Origin of the sequence: Methylobacterium mesophilicum (assembly GCF_022179445.1) — a bacterium.
Lineage (GTDB): Bacteria > Pseudomonadota > Alphaproteobacteria > Rhizobiales > Beijerinckiaceae > Methylobacterium > Methylobacterium mesophilicum.
Genome location: NZ_BPQU01000037.1, coordinates 1 through 15,522, shown reverse-complemented (window position 1 = coordinate 15,522; position 15,522 = coordinate 1). Strand labels below are relative to the sequence as shown.

The 15,522-nt window shown below is 68.8% G+C and carries 15 protein-coding genes and 1 tRNA gene; 6 read left to right on the top strand and 10 right to left on the bottom strand.

All coding sequences use genetic code 11. From position 1 onward, the window contains the following. Nucleotides 1–94: 94 nt before the first annotated feature. Nucleotides 95–1,504 carry an MFS transporter gene (locus tag MFF40_RS24525; protein WP_238262582.1) on the bottom strand — a complete coding sequence of 470 codons (1,410 nt, stop codon included), beginning with the start codon at nt 1,502–1,504 and terminating at the stop codon, nt 95–97. Nucleotides 1,505–1,699: 195 nt separating this feature from the next. Here MFF40_RS24525 and MFF40_RS24520 point away from each other — a divergent pair, with 195 nt between their 5' ends. After that, nucleotides 1,700–3,136, top strand: a complete 1,437-nt coding sequence (locus MFF40_RS24520) for a diguanylate cyclase domain-containing protein (protein ID WP_238262580.1) — start codon at nt 1,700–1,702, stop codon at nt 3,134–3,136. A 46-nt stretch (nt 3,137–3,182) separates the two neighbouring features. Here MFF40_RS24520 and MFF40_RS24515 read toward each other — a convergent pair whose 3' ends face one another. Next, nucleotides 3,183–4,166 (bottom strand): helix-turn-helix domain-containing protein, encoded by a 984-nt coding sequence (locus MFF40_RS24515; protein WP_238262578.1) that lies wholly within the window; start codon nt 4,164–4,166, stop codon nt 3,183–3,185. Nucleotides 4,167–4,465: 299 nt separating this feature from the next. Here MFF40_RS24515 and MFF40_RS24510 point away from each other — a divergent pair, with 299 nt between their 5' ends. Further along, nucleotides 4,466–4,711 (top strand): DUF6894 family protein, encoded by a 246-nt coding sequence (locus MFF40_RS24510; protein WP_147898398.1) that lies wholly within the window; start codon nt 4,466–4,468, stop codon nt 4,709–4,711. A gap of 206 nt (nt 4,712–4,917) precedes the next feature. Here the strand turns inward: MFF40_RS24510 and MFF40_RS24505 are convergent, their stop codons facing one another. The 3 genes from MFF40_RS24505 to MFF40_RS24495 form a co-directional block, all read right to left on the bottom strand. Beyond that, a complete protein-coding gene (locus tag MFF40_RS24505; protein ID WP_147853440.1) occupies nt 4,918–5,493 on the bottom strand; it encodes a GNAT family N-acetyltransferase in 576 nt (191 codons plus the stop codon). Nucleotides 5,494–5,777: 284 nt separating this feature from the next. Then, nucleotides 5,778–6,821, bottom strand: a complete 1,044-nt coding sequence (locus MFF40_RS24500; RefSeq protein WP_147853439.1) for a MaoC family dehydratase — start codon at nt 6,819–6,821, stop codon at nt 5,778–5,780. A 12-nt stretch (nt 6,822–6,833) separates the two neighbouring features. After that, nucleotides 6,834–7,136: a YggT family protein gene (locus MFF40_RS24495; RefSeq protein ID WP_147853438.1), complete on the bottom strand. Its 303-nt coding sequence runs from the start codon at nt 7,134–7,136 to the stop codon at nt 6,834–6,836. Nucleotides 7,137–7,258: 122 nt separating this feature from the next. On the opposite strand from MFF40_RS24495, the gene MFF40_RS24490 reads away from it, so the two are divergent. Both MFF40_RS24490 and MFF40_RS24485 read left to right on the top strand, forming a co-directional pair. After that, a tRNA-Ala gene (locus tag MFF40_RS24490) sits at nt 7,259–7,334 on the top strand. A 166-nt stretch (nt 7,335–7,500) separates the two neighbouring features. Next, nucleotides 7,501–7,779, top strand: coding sequence for a hypothetical protein (locus MFF40_RS24485; protein ID WP_147853437.1), 279 nt, complete (start codon nt 7,501–7,503; stop codon nt 7,777–7,779). A gap of 56 nt (nt 7,780–7,835) precedes the next feature. On the opposite strand, the gene MFF40_RS24480 is transcribed toward MFF40_RS24485, so the two are convergent. The 4 genes from MFF40_RS24480 to MFF40_RS24465 form a co-directional block, all read right to left on the bottom strand. Beyond that, the gene (locus MFF40_RS24480; protein ID WP_147853436.1) at nt 7,836–9,407 is read right to left on the bottom strand and encodes a recombinase family protein; all 1,572 of its coding nucleotides are present in this window, start codon (nt 9,405–9,407) and stop codon (nt 7,836–7,838) included. After that, nucleotides 9,404–9,916, bottom strand: a complete 513-nt coding sequence (locus MFF40_RS24475; RefSeq protein ID WP_238262576.1) for a DUF2924 domain-containing protein — start codon at nt 9,914–9,916, stop codon at nt 9,404–9,406. The genes MFF40_RS24480 and MFF40_RS24475 overlap by 4 nt, the downstream gene beginning before the upstream one ends. Nucleotides 9,917–9,936: 20 nt before the next feature. Continuing rightward, nucleotides 9,937–10,473 (bottom strand): DUF3489 domain-containing protein, encoded by a 537-nt coding sequence (locus tag MFF40_RS24470; protein WP_238262575.1) that lies wholly within the window; start codon nt 10,471–10,473, stop codon nt 9,937–9,939. 775 nt (nt 10,474–11,248) lie between these two features. Then, nucleotides 11,249–11,953, bottom strand: coding sequence for a GntR family transcriptional regulator (locus MFF40_RS24465; protein WP_238262574.1), 705 nt, complete (start codon nt 11,951–11,953; stop codon nt 11,249–11,251). 158 nt (nt 11,954–12,111) lie between these two features. On the opposite strand from MFF40_RS24465, the gene MFF40_RS24460 reads away from it, so the two are divergent. Then, a complete protein-coding gene (locus MFF40_RS24460; protein ID WP_147853233.1) occupies nt 12,112–13,041 on the top strand; it encodes a ribokinase in 930 nt (309 codons plus the stop codon). Between the two features lies 1 nt (nt 13,042). Here MFF40_RS24460 and MFF40_RS24455 read toward each other — a convergent pair whose 3' ends face one another. Beyond that, entirely contained in the window at nt 13,043–14,293 is a 1,251-nt protein-coding gene (locus tag MFF40_RS24455; RefSeq protein WP_238262573.1) for a helix-turn-helix transcriptional regulator, read from the bottom strand. A 394-nt stretch (nt 14,294–14,687) separates the two neighbouring features. On the opposite strand from MFF40_RS24455, the gene MFF40_RS24450 reads away from it, so the two are divergent. Further along, nucleotides 14,688–15,362, top strand: coding sequence for a LysE family translocator (locus tag MFF40_RS24450; RefSeq protein WP_147853235.1), 675 nt, complete (start codon nt 14,688–14,690; stop codon nt 15,360–15,362). Nucleotides 15,363–15,522 lie beyond the last annotated feature (160 nt).

Below are 15,522 nucleotides of genomic sequence, written 5' to 3'. Positions count from 1 at the left end.
CGCTCTCCGACGAAGTGGCTCCGGTTCGTCGCAAGAGAGCGCGTCAAAACAGGAGCTTAGAGCCGTGCCCGACCCGACGTGGTCGGGCACGGCTCTAGCGCGCCACCGGCCGTCCCGACCGGCCGCGCGGCCCGCGCAGCACCAGCACGCAGCTGGCGGCCAGGGTCGCGGTGATCGCGGCGAACATGGCGTGGATCCCGTAGCCTTGGAGGATCGGCAGCAGGACCACCGGGGTCAGGGCGGCCGCGATCCGGCCGGTCGCCCAGGCGCAGGTGAGGGCCGAGGCCCGCAGGGCGGTCGAGAGCAGCTCCGTCGCGTAGATCGCGAGGACGCCGCCGTAGATCGCGGCGGCGGTGTTGAACGCCAGGCCGACCAGGACCAGGGTCGTGAAGGCCTCGGCGACGGCGAAGCTCGTGCCCAGGACCACCATGGCGCCCGCCAGGACGACCAGGCAGGCGCGCCGCTCCAGGCGGTCGATCACCGTGGCGGTGAGCAGGGTTCCGAGCGGCGGCCCCAGCATCGACAGCCCGGCGAAGACCAGGGATTGGTCGATCCGAAAGCCCTTGCCGATCATCACGACGGCGCTCAGCAGGGGAAAGCCCACCGTCGCCCAGGGACTGAGCCCGTAGAGCGCGACGAACAGCGCGGTCCGGCGCAGCTGCCGCGGCTCGGCCAGCAGCGCCCGCAGCCCCGCCCGCACCGGACCGGCCGCCGGCTCCGCCGCGGGGGCCTCGGCGGGTCCCTCCTGCGGCGCGAGGCCGGCCGCGTCCTCGAAGCGCCGGCAGGCCCGGTCGGCGGCCTCGGCCCGGCCGACCGAGGCGAGCCAGCGCGGCGATTCCGGCAGCCGGGCGAACAGGACGGCGCCGACCCCGGCCAGGCCCCCGCCCAGGATCAGCGCCCAGCGCCAGGGCGCGATCCCCAGCGGCGGGCTCGGGGCGAGGCCCTGGACCAGCAGGATCACCGCGGAGGCGCCCAGGAAGCCGATCCCGGCGCAGAGCATCAGCATCGCCCCGCGCCGCCGGGGCGGCATCACGTCCGCGAGATACGTCGCGGCCAGGGGCGGGAAGCCGCCGATCGCGAAGCCCGACACGACCCGGGCCAGGGTGAGCTGCGCGAGGCCCGAACTCGCCGCCGCGGCCAGCGACCCCACCGCCATCAGCGCGAGGGTCCCCTGGAGCGCCCGGCGGCGCCCGAACCGGTCGCCGACCAGGCCGAAGACCGGCGCCCCCACGGCGCCCCCGGCGAAGACCGAGGCCAGCAGCAGGGACAGGTCGCCCCGCGGCATGCTGTGGGGCGGCGCCAGGAAGATCGCCGCCAGGGCGTTGCTGAGGGCGACCTCGGCCACGTCGGTGAACAGGCCGAGGGTGCACACCGCCAGGATCGCCAGGTGGAGCCGCGTCAGCGGCAGGCCGTCGAGCCGGGCCGTGATCGCGGTCAGGCACCCGCGCGGATCGGATGGCGGGGCGCCCCGGGGGGCGGCAGGGCGTGCGGATGCGTCGTTCACCACAGGGGTTTCCGCGTTCGACCAACAGGCGATCGAGCCGGTGGGCGGCCCTGATAGCGGCGCTTGTTCCGGATTCAAAATCCGATCCCGGCCGCGCCCGCGGCAGTCCCAACACGGAGACGTGATGGACTGCTTTAACGCTTCTATAGCAATGAATACGTGACTGATCGCCGTATAGAAGCTTGAGCCGTGACGATGAGAACCGCCGCTGTTCTTGGTGCCGACGCCGACGCACCGGATGGGCGAGCGATCCAGATCCTGAAGCTGTCGATGGCGGCGAGCGGGAGGCTCCGGCAGCCGGTGCCCGGCGTCGCGGTCGGCACGGCCGCCTTCCTGGTCGCGCTCCTGCTGCGCCTCGCGCTCCATCCCGTCCTGCCGCCGGGCTTTCCGTTCTTCACGTTCTTCCCCGCCGTCATCCTGTCGACCTTCCTGTGCGGCGCGCGCGCCGGCACCGTCTGCGCGGTCCTGTCCGGCGTGGCGGCGTGGTACGTCTTCATCCCGCCCCTGGGCTCGTTCTTCCTCGACCGCGCGGTCCTCACCACGCTGGCCCTGTTCACCCTCGTCGCCGGGATCGACATCGTCCTGATCGACGTGGTGCGGCGGGTGACCGCCGGGCTGATCGGCGCCGAGGCGGAGGCGCGGCGCCTGCTCGCGCAGCAGCGCCGGCTCGTCGAGGATCTCCGGGCGGAGACCGACAGCCGCGTGATGCACCAGACGCTCGCGGAGAAGTCCCTGCTGCTCGACCTCGCCCTGAAGGCCGCCCAGGCCGGGACGTGGCACTACCGGGTCGCCACCGGGCGGGCGCTCATCTCGGCCGAGATGGCCCGGCAGCACGGGCTGGGCGAGGCCGAGATCGAGATCGACGTCGCGCGGGACTGGCGGCCGCTGGTGCATCCGGACGACGCCGACCGGACCCTGACCGCCCTCGGCCGCGCCATCGCCACGCGCGGCACCTTCGAGACCGAGTTCCGCATCGTTCGCGCGAACGGCGAGACGCGCTGGGTCAGCGGAACCGGCCGGGTCGAGCTCGACGACCGGGGCGAACCGGAATGGGTCGTCGGCCTGACCTTCGACATCACCGACCGCAAGCGCGCCGAGCAGCAGATCGCCCACCTCGCGCATCACGATCCCCTCACGGGGCTCGCCAACCGGACCCGGTTCCGGGAGCAGTTCCTCCGGGAGATCGCCCTGGTGAGGCGCGGCGGTCCCGGCTGCGCGCTGCTGTGCCTCGACCTCGACGGGTTCAAGGCCGTCAACGACACCCTCGGTCACGCCGCGGGCGACGCCCTGCTGCGCATCCTCGCGGACCGGATGCGGGCCGTCGTGCGGATCGAGGACACGCTGGCGCGCCTGGGGGGCGACGAGTTCGTGGTCATCCAGACCGGCCTGCACCAGCCCGCCGACGCGGCCATCCTGGCCGAGCGCCTGACCCGGACGATCGGCACCCCCTGCCGGATCGACGGCAGCGACGTGTCCGTGGGCGTCAGCATCGGCGTCGCCCTGATCCCGGCCGACGGGATCGAGCCCGACGCGATCTACCAGAGCGCCGACCGGGCCCTGTACCAGGCCAAGGCCCAGGGCCGCGGCACCTACCGGTGGGCCGGGCGCCCGGATCGGGGCGCGCTTTCCTAGAGCGCTCGCCGCCGCAGTGGATACCGGTTCGGCGTAAGCGAGCGCGTCAGATCGCGGCGTGAGAGCCGGCGGCCGGGAGGCGGTCCCCGGACCTCGGCGTCCGGACGTCGCGCGCCGCGATCCCGAAGCGCCGACGGAACGCCCGGCTGAAGGCCGACGCGTCGGTGAAGCCGCACCGGAGCATGATGGTCGCGATGCTGTCGTGCGCGTGCGCCGGGACGGAGAGGTAGCGGCGCGCGCGCTCCAGGCGCGCGTCGCGGATCGACGCCGCGACGCCGTCGCCGTCCGCGAAGGCGGCGTAGAGCCGGCTGCGGGACACGCACAGGGTCCGGCACAGGGCGTCCGGGCCGAATTCCGGATCGTGCAGGCGACGCTGGATGTGGACCGAGGCCAGGGACCTCAGCGCGTCGACCGGGATCGGATCCTCCGACACCCCCGTGAAACTGCGCAGCAGGTGCAGGCCCCCCTCGACCGCGATCCCTGCCTGGGCCTCGGACATGGTGGCGACCTGCCCGGCATAGGCCTGCAGGTAGGACACGAACAGGGTGTTGAGATGGCCCCTGCCGATCGTGTGCCCGGCGAAGGTCTCGGGCTCGCCGACATGGGCCCGGAACAGGGCCCGCGACGTGATCAGCCGGATCTCCTCGTAATCCTCGTAGCCGCCGGCGCGATAGGGACGGCTGGCGTCGACGATGCTGATGTCGCCGGGCGCCATCCGGGCGCCGCGGTTGCCCTGCTCGGCGTATCCGGTGCCCCGGACGAACACGGCGATCGCCATGGCGTCGCGTCCGTCCCGCCGGATGTGCTGCGCCGGCCGGGCGATGTCGATGGTCCGGCTCTGCGTGTGCAGGAGGGTGCTGTGCGCGGTCTCGGCCACGAGGCGCCGGGCCGCGAACGCGGGCGACCGGTCCAGCCCGCTGCTGACGACGCCGGTCATGGCCAGCGCGGTGTGGCGCCAGAACTCGAAGGCCCGCTCGGGTTCGACCTCGGCCGTGCTCTGGACAAGCGTTCTGACGCGGTGGGCCGACACGGGATGCTCACTCGACGACCGGATGCGGGGGCCCGGCCCCGGACCGGGGGGGAGAGGCCTATCTGTGGCGCGGGCCGTCATTGTGTATGGCCCGAAGACTGTCGTTTTCGGGCGACGCCCCGGGCCGGCCGATCGCCTCTCCCGGACGAGACGGGCCGCCCTCCCCCCGTGCCGGTCGTCGCGCGGGCCGGCGGACCCCGGGATAACCTGCGGCGGATCGCACCCGGGCCTGTCCGTCCCGAAAAAGAACATATATAGAACATTCAACCGCCGCCGCGCAGGACGAGGCAGGAGCCCCGATGGCCCGATACCGGTTCCACTGCACCAATGGCCTGGAATGCGTCTTCGACGCCCGCGGCGCGGAGATCCGCGCGGCCGGGCGCCTCACCGTGCGCGCCCGCCGGGTCGCCGCCGACGTGATGCGGTCGCTGTCCGACCGGACCGACTGGTCGGACTGGCGGGTGAGCGTGCACGACCTCAGCGGCCGGCGCGTCCTGGTGCAGCCGTTCCGGCAGCCGGTGGCGGAGCGGCCCCTCGCGGCCTGATCGGTGTTTCGTCCGGGGCGTTCGGCCATACGGCATCGCGCGCGCCCGGATGCCCGGGTCGGGGTTTTTGTGGATCGGTCACGCCCGGGGGGAGGCGCTTTCGGATGCGCTCGGCCGGCGCCGCCATCGCGAGCGAGGCGTCGCGATCTCCGAACGTGGCGTGGTCCAGGGTTGCTGCGCTGCGCTCGCAATGATGGGCGCGCGCTTCAGCCCGAAGCCGCCCCCCGTCGGATCGCAGCGCAATCGCGCCAGCCATAGGCGACTTCCACGAGGCTGCCGTCCTCCCGGTGCTCCTTCCGCGCCCCGACCGCGACGCCGCCGAGGCGCTCGTAGAACCGCCGGGCCGAAAGGTTCTCGCTCAGGACCCACAGGCTGGCGGCACGATGCCCGGCCTGGTTCAGGCGCGCCGCCAGCGCGGCCATCAGGGCGGTACCGGTCCCGCGCCGCTGGGCGGATCGCAGGACGTAGACCGCGCTGACCTCGCCGCCGAAGCCGTCCGCTGCCAGCTCGGCAGAGCGCTGGGCGCCGCAGGACCCGAATCCGACGAGGCCGGCGCCCTCCTCGGCGACCTCGACCGCCGTGCCGGAGGCTGGATCGCCGAGGATGCGCGTCCACATCGCGAACCGCCGCTCCACCGTCTGGGCGGCGATCATCCCGGCGGGCAGGAGCCCGGCATAGGTTTCCCGCCACGCGGCGACATGGATCGCCGCGATGGCCTGCGCATCGTCCAGGACCGCCGGCCTGACCGTCACGGCCTCCGGCATCGACGGGACGGGATCCACCGGGGGCTCCCAACGGGTCGGACTCGTGCCCGCTAGGCAGCGGGTGCGGGCCATCCTACTGGTCGGCGTTGGACGAGAGCAATGCAGACCGGCACCCGCTGGCCCCGTCCCCGCAGAGGCTACGGCGTTTCCACATCGGTCGTCATCGGGCGCGACAGTTGGGGTGAGGGATGTGCGCCATCCGGAGGACCCGGGCCCTCCGAAAATCTGCCGCGCCCGACAGCCCCGGACGGAGGCGGGACAGCGCGCGCCCCCGAATCCGGGCCGCGCGTCCCGTGGCGCCCCTACTTCGGCACGAACGCCCAGTAATCCAGGTCGAGGATCACGGCCGGGTCGTAGCCCTCGCCGGTGCGGTCCGGGAAGGCGCCGCAGGGCTGGTTCTTGGTGGCGACCGTGCGCAGGCGCAGGAGCCCGACATCGTCGCGCCCGACGTCGGCCGCGGCCAGGACCTCGCTCCAGGCGTAGACCGTGTCGCCGGCAAACAGCGGCGCCACGTGGCGGCCGGCATTGATGCCGGCGAGCGCGAAGGCGTTGCCCAGGCCGTTGAAGCTGAGCGCCCGGGCCAGCGAGATCACGTGCCCGCCATAGATCAGCCGGCGGCCGAACCGGGTGTCCTTGGCGGCCAGGCCGTCGAAATGGACCTTGGCGGTGTTCTGGAACAGGCGCGTGGCGATCTGGTGCTCGGCCTCCTCGACGGTCATGCCGTCGACGTGGTCGATCTTCTCGCCCACCGCGTAGTCGCCGAAGCGGTGCGGGCTGCCGGCGAGTTCCGAATCGTAGGCGGCGGCCGAGAGCTTCGGCAGGGCGCCCGCGAGGTCCTGCGGATCGACCACCTTGGCCAGGCTCGGGACGTGCTCCTCGGCGATGGCGGCCTCCGGGTCGCGCTTGCGCACCAGGACCCAGCGGCAATAGCTCAGCACGGTCTCGCCGGCCTCGTCGGAGCCCACCGAGCGCACGTAGACCACGCCGGTCTGCCGGTTCGAGCTCTCCTTGAGGCCGATCACCTCGGAGACGGTCGACACGGTCTCGCCCGGATAGACCGGCCGGCGGAACCCGCCCTCCGCGTAGCCGAGGTTGGCCAGCGCGTTGAGGGAGACGTCCGGCACGGTCTTGCCGAACACCATGTGGAAGGTCAGCAGGTCGTCGAGCGGGCTCTTCGGGTAGCCGAAGGCCCGGGCGAAGGCGTCCGACGACTGCACGGCGAAGCGCGGGCCGTAGAGGCCGGTGTAGAGCGCCACGTCGCCCACCGTGACGGTGCGGGGCGTGGCGTGGCGGATGGTCTCGCCGAGGCGGAAATCCTCGAAGAACCGGCCGGGGTTGGTTTTCACGGTCACTCGATCCTACTGCGCGTACATGTAAGCCTGGGGCACGGCATACTCGTGCAGAAGCTTGCTGATGAACAGCAGCAGCAGGATCAGGATGATCGGCGAGATGTCGACGCCGCCGAGATTGGGCAGCAGGTTGCGGATCGGCCGCAGCACCGGCTCGGTGATCCGGTAGAGCACCTCGCCGATCTGGGCGACGATCGGGTTGCGGACGTTCACCACGTTGAACGCCACCAGCCAGCTCAGGACCGCGCTGGCGATGAGGACGTAGATGAAGAGCTGGACGACCGTGTCGAAGAGCCAGATCAGGGCGTTCATGCGGGTCCGCGCGTATCCTAGGGGCGCCCGCGCGGCCTCACCGGGAGCGGTGTGCGGCGGGCGGCGGTGAAACAGGAATTGACAGGCTGAGCCGCCCGCGCCTACAAGGCCGGCGCCTCGACGGGGCTGTAGCTCAGATGGGAGAGCGCCGCAATCGCACTGCGGAGGTCAGGGGTTCGATTCCCCTCAGCTCCACCAGGGGTCCTTGCGCAAACCGCAGGATCCGGGTGGTCGTCGAAAGTCACGTCATGTCAGTAGCTTAGCTCGAGCGTCCTGCTTCAGCCGCGTCTCTGTCGTGTCTCCGGGGCCGGATCATCGGCCCTTCGGCCCCCGGTCTCCACAGGCCTCATTCCCGTTTCCTGCGATGCTACCCGCGGTCCTCGATTGGTTCTTCCGCGACCGCACCAGCGGGCGCATCGTGATCGGCCAGTGGCCGAACACGCCGCTGTGGCTTTTCGGTGTGATGCTGTCCGTCGCTTGGATCGCGGGGGAGGATACCGCCGTCGGGCAGTGGGCGGATCTCGCATCGAGGATCGCCCTTGCGGTCTGGGCGGGCGATGAGTTGCTGCGCGGGGTCAACCCGTGGCGGCGCTGCTTGGGAGCCGCGGTGGTGATCGGGATGGCGGTGCGCCTATTCGCCTGATCGCTTCCGGAGGCGATGACGTCAGCCGTGGGGAGCACAGGCGGGACGCTCAGTTATCACAAGCCAAGGATGCGTTCCTGTGCATCCCAAGCGGGGGGCAGCTCGCAGAGATGACGCAGGCCGATGCCCCGGGGCAGCCGCGCCTCGACGATCACCTGCACGATGCGAGGGGAGAGTAGGGCGAGGGACAGCGTCATGCGCACCGAGCGCTCGCTGCGCTGCTCGGCCCTGGCGATCGCCTCGATGCTCGTGCTTCGCCCACCCACGAGATCCCCCATCCAGGTCCGGCCCGCGGCGATGCCTACGAGCATGCGGGTGCGATCCTCCGCCTTCATCGCCCGCAGCCGATCGCCCTCGCGCCCCGGCGGTACGACGATCGCCCTGCGGCGGCGCTGCAGCTGATGCGCGAAGGGCAGCGACAAGGGAGGGCGGTCGCCGGTGAGCTGCAGCATGAGGTGATCGGCATGCACCGTCACCGTCTCGAGTTCGGCAGCGACCACGGCAGCGTCTTCGAGCGGTACTGGGCTCGGTGCAGCGATACTCCGTAGACCAGCCACGACCACCGCCTCGATCGGCCCGGCAGGCAAGCGCAGCCGCTTGCCATCCAGCCCGACCTCACGGGCGACGTAGTAGCGGTAGCGCAGTGGACCCTTCTGGGCATGGCTCGGCACCATCGGCTCACCTGCCACATCGCGTAGGCGCCCGGTGAGGAGGTGCACGCTCTCAGATCGCCCGCGGTGATGCTGATGGTGGTTGGTGGTGAGCCGTTCCTGCACCGCCTGCCACGTCACCCCGTCCACGATCGCGGCATGCTGGCCTTCATGGACCTGACCCTTGTGCCGAAGCTGACCGATGTAGAGCGGATTGCCGAGCAGCTTGTACAGATGCCCGCGCGAGAACGGACCCCCACCGGTCTCTCGCCCAGCCCCGTCGCGGCGGGCCGGCAGGGTGATGCCCTGCTCGTCGAGATCCTGCTTGAGCGCCGCCACCGTGCCGTGCGCGAGGTAGCCCGCGAAGATCGCCCGCACGAGGGCGGCATGTTCCTCGACGACGTGCAGGGCGCGGTCCTCGACCCGGTAGCCGAGTGGGACGACGCCGCCCATCCAGATCCCCTTGCGCTTGCTCGCGGCGATCTTGTCGCGGATGCGTTCGCCGGTGACCTCACGCTCGAACTGGGCGAACGACAGCAGCACGTTGAGCGTAAGCCGGCCCATGCTGGTGGTGGTGTTGAACGCCTGGGTCACCGACACGAACGAGACGCCGTGCCCGTCGAACAGCTCGACCAACTTGGCGAAGTCGGACAGGGCCCGGGTGAGCCGGTCGACCTTGTACACGACGATCACGTCGACGCGCCGGGCCTGCACCTCGGCGAGCAGCCGTTGCAGGGCGGGGCGTTCGAGCGATCCGCCGGAGAAGCCGCCGTCGTCGTAGCGGCCGGGTAGCAGGCGCCAGCCCTCGTGCGCCTGGGAGCGGATGTAGGCTTCGGCGGCTTCACGCTGGTTGTCGAGGGAGTTGAACTCCTGATCGAGCCCGTGCTCGGTCGAGACCCGGGTGTAGATCGCGCAGCGCAGCGTCGGCCGTGTGCCGGGGGGCGGTGCCTGTCGTGGTTTGGACGACCGGGCACTCATGCCTCAACCCTCCCCACACCGAGCTCCCCACCGCCAGTGGTCTTGGCGCGCAGGCCGAAGAAGCGGGGGCCGTTCCACTTGGTGCCGGTGATAGCCTGCGCCACGCGGGACAGGCTGCAATAGGTCGCCCCGTTCCAGGCGTAGCCCGCGTCCAACACGTGCACGGTGTGCATCACCCCGGCCCATTCCCGCGAGAGCGTCACGCCGGGGGTGCGCCCGCGTCGGTCCGGCACCGGCACCGACACGCGGATCGGCATATCGTCCCCGCTCTGGCCTCTTGGGCCCCGTGCCTGTGCGAGCCGCTCGAGCGCCCGCGCGGTATCGCGATCGAGGTCACCATAGGCCAGAGCCTGCAGGCGGTAGGCGATCACCCGCGCGCGCAGGGCCGGCGGGAGGCCGGGAGGCGGGGCTGCGCCGAAGACCTGGCGCCAGCGCCGTTCCAGTGCCGCCGCGTCCATCCCGGCGAGCGCGTCGAGCGAGGCGGACACGTGGTCCGCCTCGCTCCCCAAAATGGGCTGGGTCCGCGCCATCAGGCGACGGCCTGAATCGGCATGCCAGCCTGCGGCTCAGCCTCAGCGCCCCGCGTCAGCGTCTCCCCCTTGCGCCGCGAGCGAGTGCGAGCGGCGGGCGAGGGTGGAAGGATGCGGTAGGCCGTCGTCGCGTCTGGCCGCGCTGCCTTCGCCAGCGGCTGTCCCCCGGACCGGATCCGAGAGAGGGCCGCGCGCGTCGTGTGCGGGAGCCAGTCCGTCGCCGCGATGAGCTCAGCGAGCGTCGCTCCGTTGTCTCTCGTCAGCAGCGTCAGCACCAGCGCCTTCTTGTTCGGGCGGCACGCTGTGTTGGTCCGGGCGGGCGGGGTGAGGCCAATGGCCAGGTAGCCCGTGGGCGTCAGGCGATGCTGTCCGTCCGGCGCGTCCGATGGGGTAATGAGTTCGTCGCGTAGGAGACGGCCAATGAGCCGTTTGCGACTGGCCGGTTTCATCTCTGGTGCGAAGCGTAGGCGGCCCTCGCATGCGGCGGCGGTCTGCAGGATGCTGGTCTCGGTGCGGGTGAGCGAAATGTTGGTCATGGGTCGGGGTCTCCGTCGGGGGCAGGTCAGGCCCTGCCACGACCCCGACCCCGCGGGCGGCGCAAGGCCGGCCGGCGGGGCAAAGCGTGGATGGTCGGAATGACAACCTAGTGAAAAGAGGAATGCGTCAGCCGTCGCGTTGCCACTCCGCTACTTCCAGACTGTTGCTGATCCATACAAGTACAGTCTTGGTGACCGCGCCAACGTCGCTTAGTCTTGCGATCAACGCGTCGATTATATTGGATAAGCTCAAGCTTGTCATAATGATTAGCCAGTTTCCGTGCGTCGGGCTGGAGACCACACACGCTCCGTTCGCTTCGACAGTCCAGTCGAAGCTACGGTTGGGCTGAGACGGTCCGAAACTTCGCGCCGTTGTCCACTGCGAACGGAAGCTCGTGACCCTTCTCAGACCATCAGAAGGTCCGCTCGCTGGAGGTCTGATCGAACCAGAATGACCGAAGGTGGCCGAAAGCGGCACGTCCGCTTCTGAGGCGGTTCCTTGCAAGGCAGACGTCCCCCTACGGCCCCACCCTGCCTTACCCACTCATCCTCATCGAGCAGAAGCATACAGTCTTCGCATAGCTCTCAAAGCGGCTTCGCTCTAGTTGGGCACTGTCCGGGGCGAATTAATTCCCAATGATGCTTGCCTGTCGTCACCAAAAGCGCACCGACCAAATCCACGAACATTGAAGATAATGTTTATAAAGCCCAATCGGATGGATAAATCCATACGGAGGCGTTTTCGCGAGTCAGGACCAAACGTCGGTCTCAATTGCTAAGCGCTTAGATTCAGCCGATAGCGATATGCATCTCCCCGGAATAGGCCCTCAACGTACTCGATCATGACCGAGTCCTGATTGTAACTGTGACGCTTGATCAGGAGGCATGGGAGGGGCTGTTCGAAGTCGAAAATCTCGCATTCGTCCGCTGTCGGCATCGTCGCCTCCACCGTCTGCTCGCAGCGCACGAGACGGCCGCCCGGATGCCCGCCTAGGAAGGCGTACACGGAGCCGGAGAGATCGCCGGTCTCAAGGGCAGGTACGGCGCGGATGTTGTACCAAGCGACCTCGCGTGACATCGGCACGCCGTCGCCGGAGCGAACGCGCGTCAGGCGCAGGAACGGGGCCGTCGAGGGCAGGCCGAAGATTGAGGCGATGGAGCGGTCCTCAGTGACCGCCCGTTCCAGTATGCGCGAAGACGGGATCTTCCCCAACTCCCGCATTTCCTCGGTGAAACCCTTGAGCCGGTCCATGCCTGGGCGTACGGGCTCGGGGGGACGGCGCACGAGGAAGCCGGAGCGCCCGCGCGGCACGAGGAGTTCGCCGTCACTCAGCTCGGCGTAGGCGCGCTGGACAGTGACGCGGCTGACACCGAGGCTATCGGCGAGCTGGCGCTCGGCCGGCAGTATGACGCCCGGCGGCAGCGAGCCCGACAGGATCAACTCGCGCAATTGGCTCTCAATTTGCCGGTACAGCGGCATCGCAGTATCGCCGCGCAGGCGTAAGAGAGAGAGCACCGAGGGACGCTCGCCTTCCGCGAGGTCTGGGCTGACCTCACCGTTTATCGTCCGATTTTTAAGGCGCACGTCTGATCGACCTCCGATACAAATGCTTATATCGGATGAGCTCGGAGTGCTCCATGCGTGTCTTCGTCATTGGAAGCTTCGTGATTGCCTGCTCGGTCAAAGTCGCGCGGCTGCCGCAGGCAGGTGAGTCCCTCGATGGCTTGGCCTTCCTGGCCGAGCCCGGCGGCAAGGGCTTCAATCTCGCGATCGCCGCGCGCCGGCTCGGCGTCGCAGTGGATGGACTCTTTGCCGTCGGCACGGACGTGTTCTCCCCAGTGGCCCGCTCGACCTTCGCGCAAGTCGGGTTCTCCGAGGATATGCTGGTACCGCATGCAGGCTCGACGGGTGCCGGCGTCGCCTTCGTCGATGCAACCGGCGAGAACTGCCTAGCAGTTTGCCTCGGCGCCAATTTCGCCCTCGGTGCGGAGGACGTCCGAGCCGTCGCCGCACGTATTCGGAAGGCAAACCTCGTGGCAGCGACTTTCGAATCGCCGGACGCTCCCATCCGCGAGGCCTTCGCCCTGGCTCGAACGCTGGGCCTCCGCACTCTGCTGAACCCCTCACCGGTGCGCCCCATCGACCCGGCGATCTTAGCCGACACTAGTATCCTCATCGTCAATGCGGTTGAGGCCGCGGACCTGGGCCTTGGAACTCCCGACGCCATCGCCCACGCCCCAGCCGCGACACCGGCTATTGCCGCCCTGCTCCACGGCGGCCTAGACCTCTTGGTAGTGACCCTCGGAGATCGCGGCGCGATGGCGTTTCGCCCTGGGCTGCAGCCCCTACGCCAGTTGGCCTTCGCGGTGGCGGCAGTGGATACGGTCGGGGCGGGGGATGCATTCACGGCCGGGCTAATGGCGGGCCTGCTCGCAGAAGTACCGCTCGACGCGACCCTGCGCCAGGCCGCGGCTTGCGGTGCGCTCACCACCTGCCAGTTCGGTGCCTTCGACGCTTTTCCGACCGCGCACGCGTTGGCCACCTTTCTGGACAACGCCGCACGATAACTCACGTCGCACCAAAACAATGTGCCGTCTGACCGCTAAACATCGAGAGTGAGGCGACGATGCTCAGCAATTCCGCCTGCCGCTTGGTCCCGGTTTTGTTGAAGATCGAGGTGAGCTGAGTGCGAACAGTGCTTGTCTGGACGCCGACGCTCTCGGCGTAGCTCTGCAGGCGTAAGCCCCCGGCCAGCGCCTGGAGCAGGCGTGTCTCAGCTGGGGTGAGGTCGAACAGCAGGTTGAGGAGGCCGTCGTCCGGAGCTGCCCGCGCGCCAACGTGCACAAGGATGACTAGTACCGCCGAAGCACCGAAGACGTCGCCGGGGTGCCGTTCTAAGCGCATGACATGAGCGATTTGAGGGCGGTCGTCAGCATAGCTGCGTACCGGCATAGTCTGTGCCGTGTGTTGGCCATTGATGACCCTGTCGATCGCGTTCTGCAGCAGTTTGCCGTTGATCACGCTCTTGAATAGGAAGCCGCCGTGCTGGCCCGGGGGCAGGACCTCCGCCCGCTCCTGCAGACGGGCATTTATGGTGAGCACCCGCCCCGAGGCCGATAGGACCGCAGCGGGAACCCCGATCTGATTGAGCATCATGGTGGTGACGCGAGTGCGTTCGCAACCGAACTGGGCGCTGAGCTGGCAAGCGCGCACAAAATGGGGACGCAAAGCATCGAGCTTATGTAGGATGGCGGCCTCATGGGGACCGGTTTGGGCACGGCGTTCGGCGGTGACGATCGCGACATCGCCGGTAGGCAGGGGAATCATTGTCCCCACTTGCCAAAACGTCTTGTCGACTTCGCTGGGCCGACCGTCATAGGAGCCCGGTACGAGGTCGACGTCGCGCATGAAGCCGGCATGGGCCTGGACGCGCCATTGTGCCGTGCGCCCGCTGCCACCCCAGGAGGCCGCGGCCGTGTGCTCACGTAGTCGCTGCTCGAATGCTGGCGAGGCAATCCAGCGGGGCATTCCGACGGGGGGCAGCACCATGAGCACAGCGCCATCCGAATTCGCCGTATCACCGAGAGTCTGGAGGACGTCTGGCCAGAGCTCCGGGGTGCCCGCAGCCTCGTAGATCCGGTCGATAAGAGCTTCCCGCACCGGCACGCCCCACGATGGTCTGAGTGATCGCAGTAAGACCAATATCAGTCCAAAACTGACAGCGGTATCCTTCAAACAGATGATGCTTTTGGTGAGGGACGGTGCGCCGAGCACGTTTTCAGTAAGCCCGCCGTCCGGACGCACCAGCGGGCGCGGCAACGCGACCTCCGCAAACTAAGGCGAGACTGTGTAAGCACCTGAGGAAACTCTGCTTTCTTGCACGGGTGGGACGTAGGCCGCAAGCTTATCGCGGTACAGGCAGTGTTATCCGCCAGACGGCGGATGATCAGTTTTCAGCCATCCTTAAATTGTCGGCACACGGGAGGAGCAACCATGAAAACAGTTGCCGCAAGCCTGATTGTTGTCTTGTCCTGCACCGGGGCCTGGGCCGACGATTTGAACGACCTACCAGAGCTCGCCTGCGCGCAAGCTTCCTCGGCCGTAGAGCGCGCGCAGATTGGGTGCCCAGACGCGAACAACGCGGCGGCTGAACCCCGGGGGGCCGCTTCGCCTCTCGACCGCGCGGAAGACGACTAAGCGCATTCCCGGCGTCATGGGCGTCATCGCCACGGCCCTATTCGCGGGGGCGAGCCTTGGCCTGTCCATCGCCGCGCCGATCGGACCCACGAGCTTACTTTGCATCCAGCGCACATTGTCAGGGGGCCTGCCCGCTGGCCTTGCCACCGGGCTCGGCGTCGCCACCGTGCATCTGACATACGGGACTTTGATGGCGCGCTGGAGCAACGACTTGGCCGCGGCGTTTTCGAACGGGGCCGTGCTCTCCCTAGTTTCGGGAGCGGTGCTACTCGCCCTCGCGGTCCGAATTCTTCGCCGCGGGTCGGTGTTGCGCATGAACAGCGAGCGCCGACACACCCTGGCCGCGAGCTACGGCAGTGCCATCGCGCTAGCCCTTGCGAATCCAGTCACCCCCGTGCTGTTCCTGGCCGCAACACCGGCCCTGCTCGAGCACGGGACCGCGCCACTATCGGTACTGGCGGCCGGCGTTTTCCTGGGCTCGTTCGGCTGGTGGGTTGTGTTCAACACAGCCGTGTCGATGTTCCGGCGCTGTGTCACCAGTCATGTTCTGAACCAGCTGAACATGGCCGCCGGCCTCCTCCTCGCCGTACTAGCATTGAGCCTAATAGTTCGGGGATTAGACCAAAGTACGGTAGCCCATTTGGATGGCACCGGTGAGGGCATGAACTCGGGACAATTGGTCGGACTCTAAGATAGTTCTGAGCCGCCGCGTGGGACAGACTGGCCCATCTCAACGACATCACCACTGGCCATGCGATCCTCCGCGAGTCCCCCGGGGTGAGTCGTTGAATGCACCCTAGCATTACAGTTGCGTTTTTTGGCTTTTCCGTCGTCGGCGTGTTTTGCTGGGC

Bases quoted from the DNA above. Each gene is read 5' to 3' on its own strand.
- MFF40_RS24495 (WP_147853438.1), bottom strand. From the start codon at position 7,136: ATGAACGCCCTGATCTGGCTCTTCGACACGGTCGTCCAGCTCTTCATC.
- MFF40_RS24450 (WP_147853235.1), top strand. From the start codon at position 14,688: ATGGGCGTCATCGCCACGGCCCTATTCGCGGGGGCGAGCCTTGGCCTG.
- MFF40_RS24470 (WP_238262575.1), bottom strand. From the start codon at position 10,473: ATGACCAACATTTCGCTCACCCGCACCGAGACCAGCATCCTGCAGACC.
- MFF40_RS24465 (WP_238262574.1), bottom strand. From the start codon at position 11,953: ATGCCGCTGTACCGGCAAATTGAGAGCCAATTGCGCGAGTTGATCCTG.
- MFF40_RS24520 (WP_238262580.1), top strand. From the start codon at position 1,700: ATGAGAACCGCCGCTGTTCTTGGTGCCGACGCCGACGCACCGGATGGG.
- MFF40_RS24480 (WP_147853436.1), bottom strand. From the start codon at position 9,407: ATGAGTGCCCGGTCGTCCAAACCACGACAGGCACCGCCCCCCGGCACA.
- MFF40_RS24460 (WP_147853233.1), top strand. From the start codon at position 12,112: ATGCGTGTCTTCGTCATTGGAAGCTTCGTGATTGCCTGCTCGGTCAAA.
- MFF40_RS24485 (WP_147853437.1), top strand. From the start codon at position 7,501: ATGCTACCCGCGGTCCTCGATTGGTTCTTCCGCGACCGCACCAGCGGG.
- MFF40_RS24510 (WP_147898398.1), top strand. From the start codon at position 4,466: ATGGCCCGATACCGGTTCCACTGCACCAATGGCCTGGAATGCGTCTTC.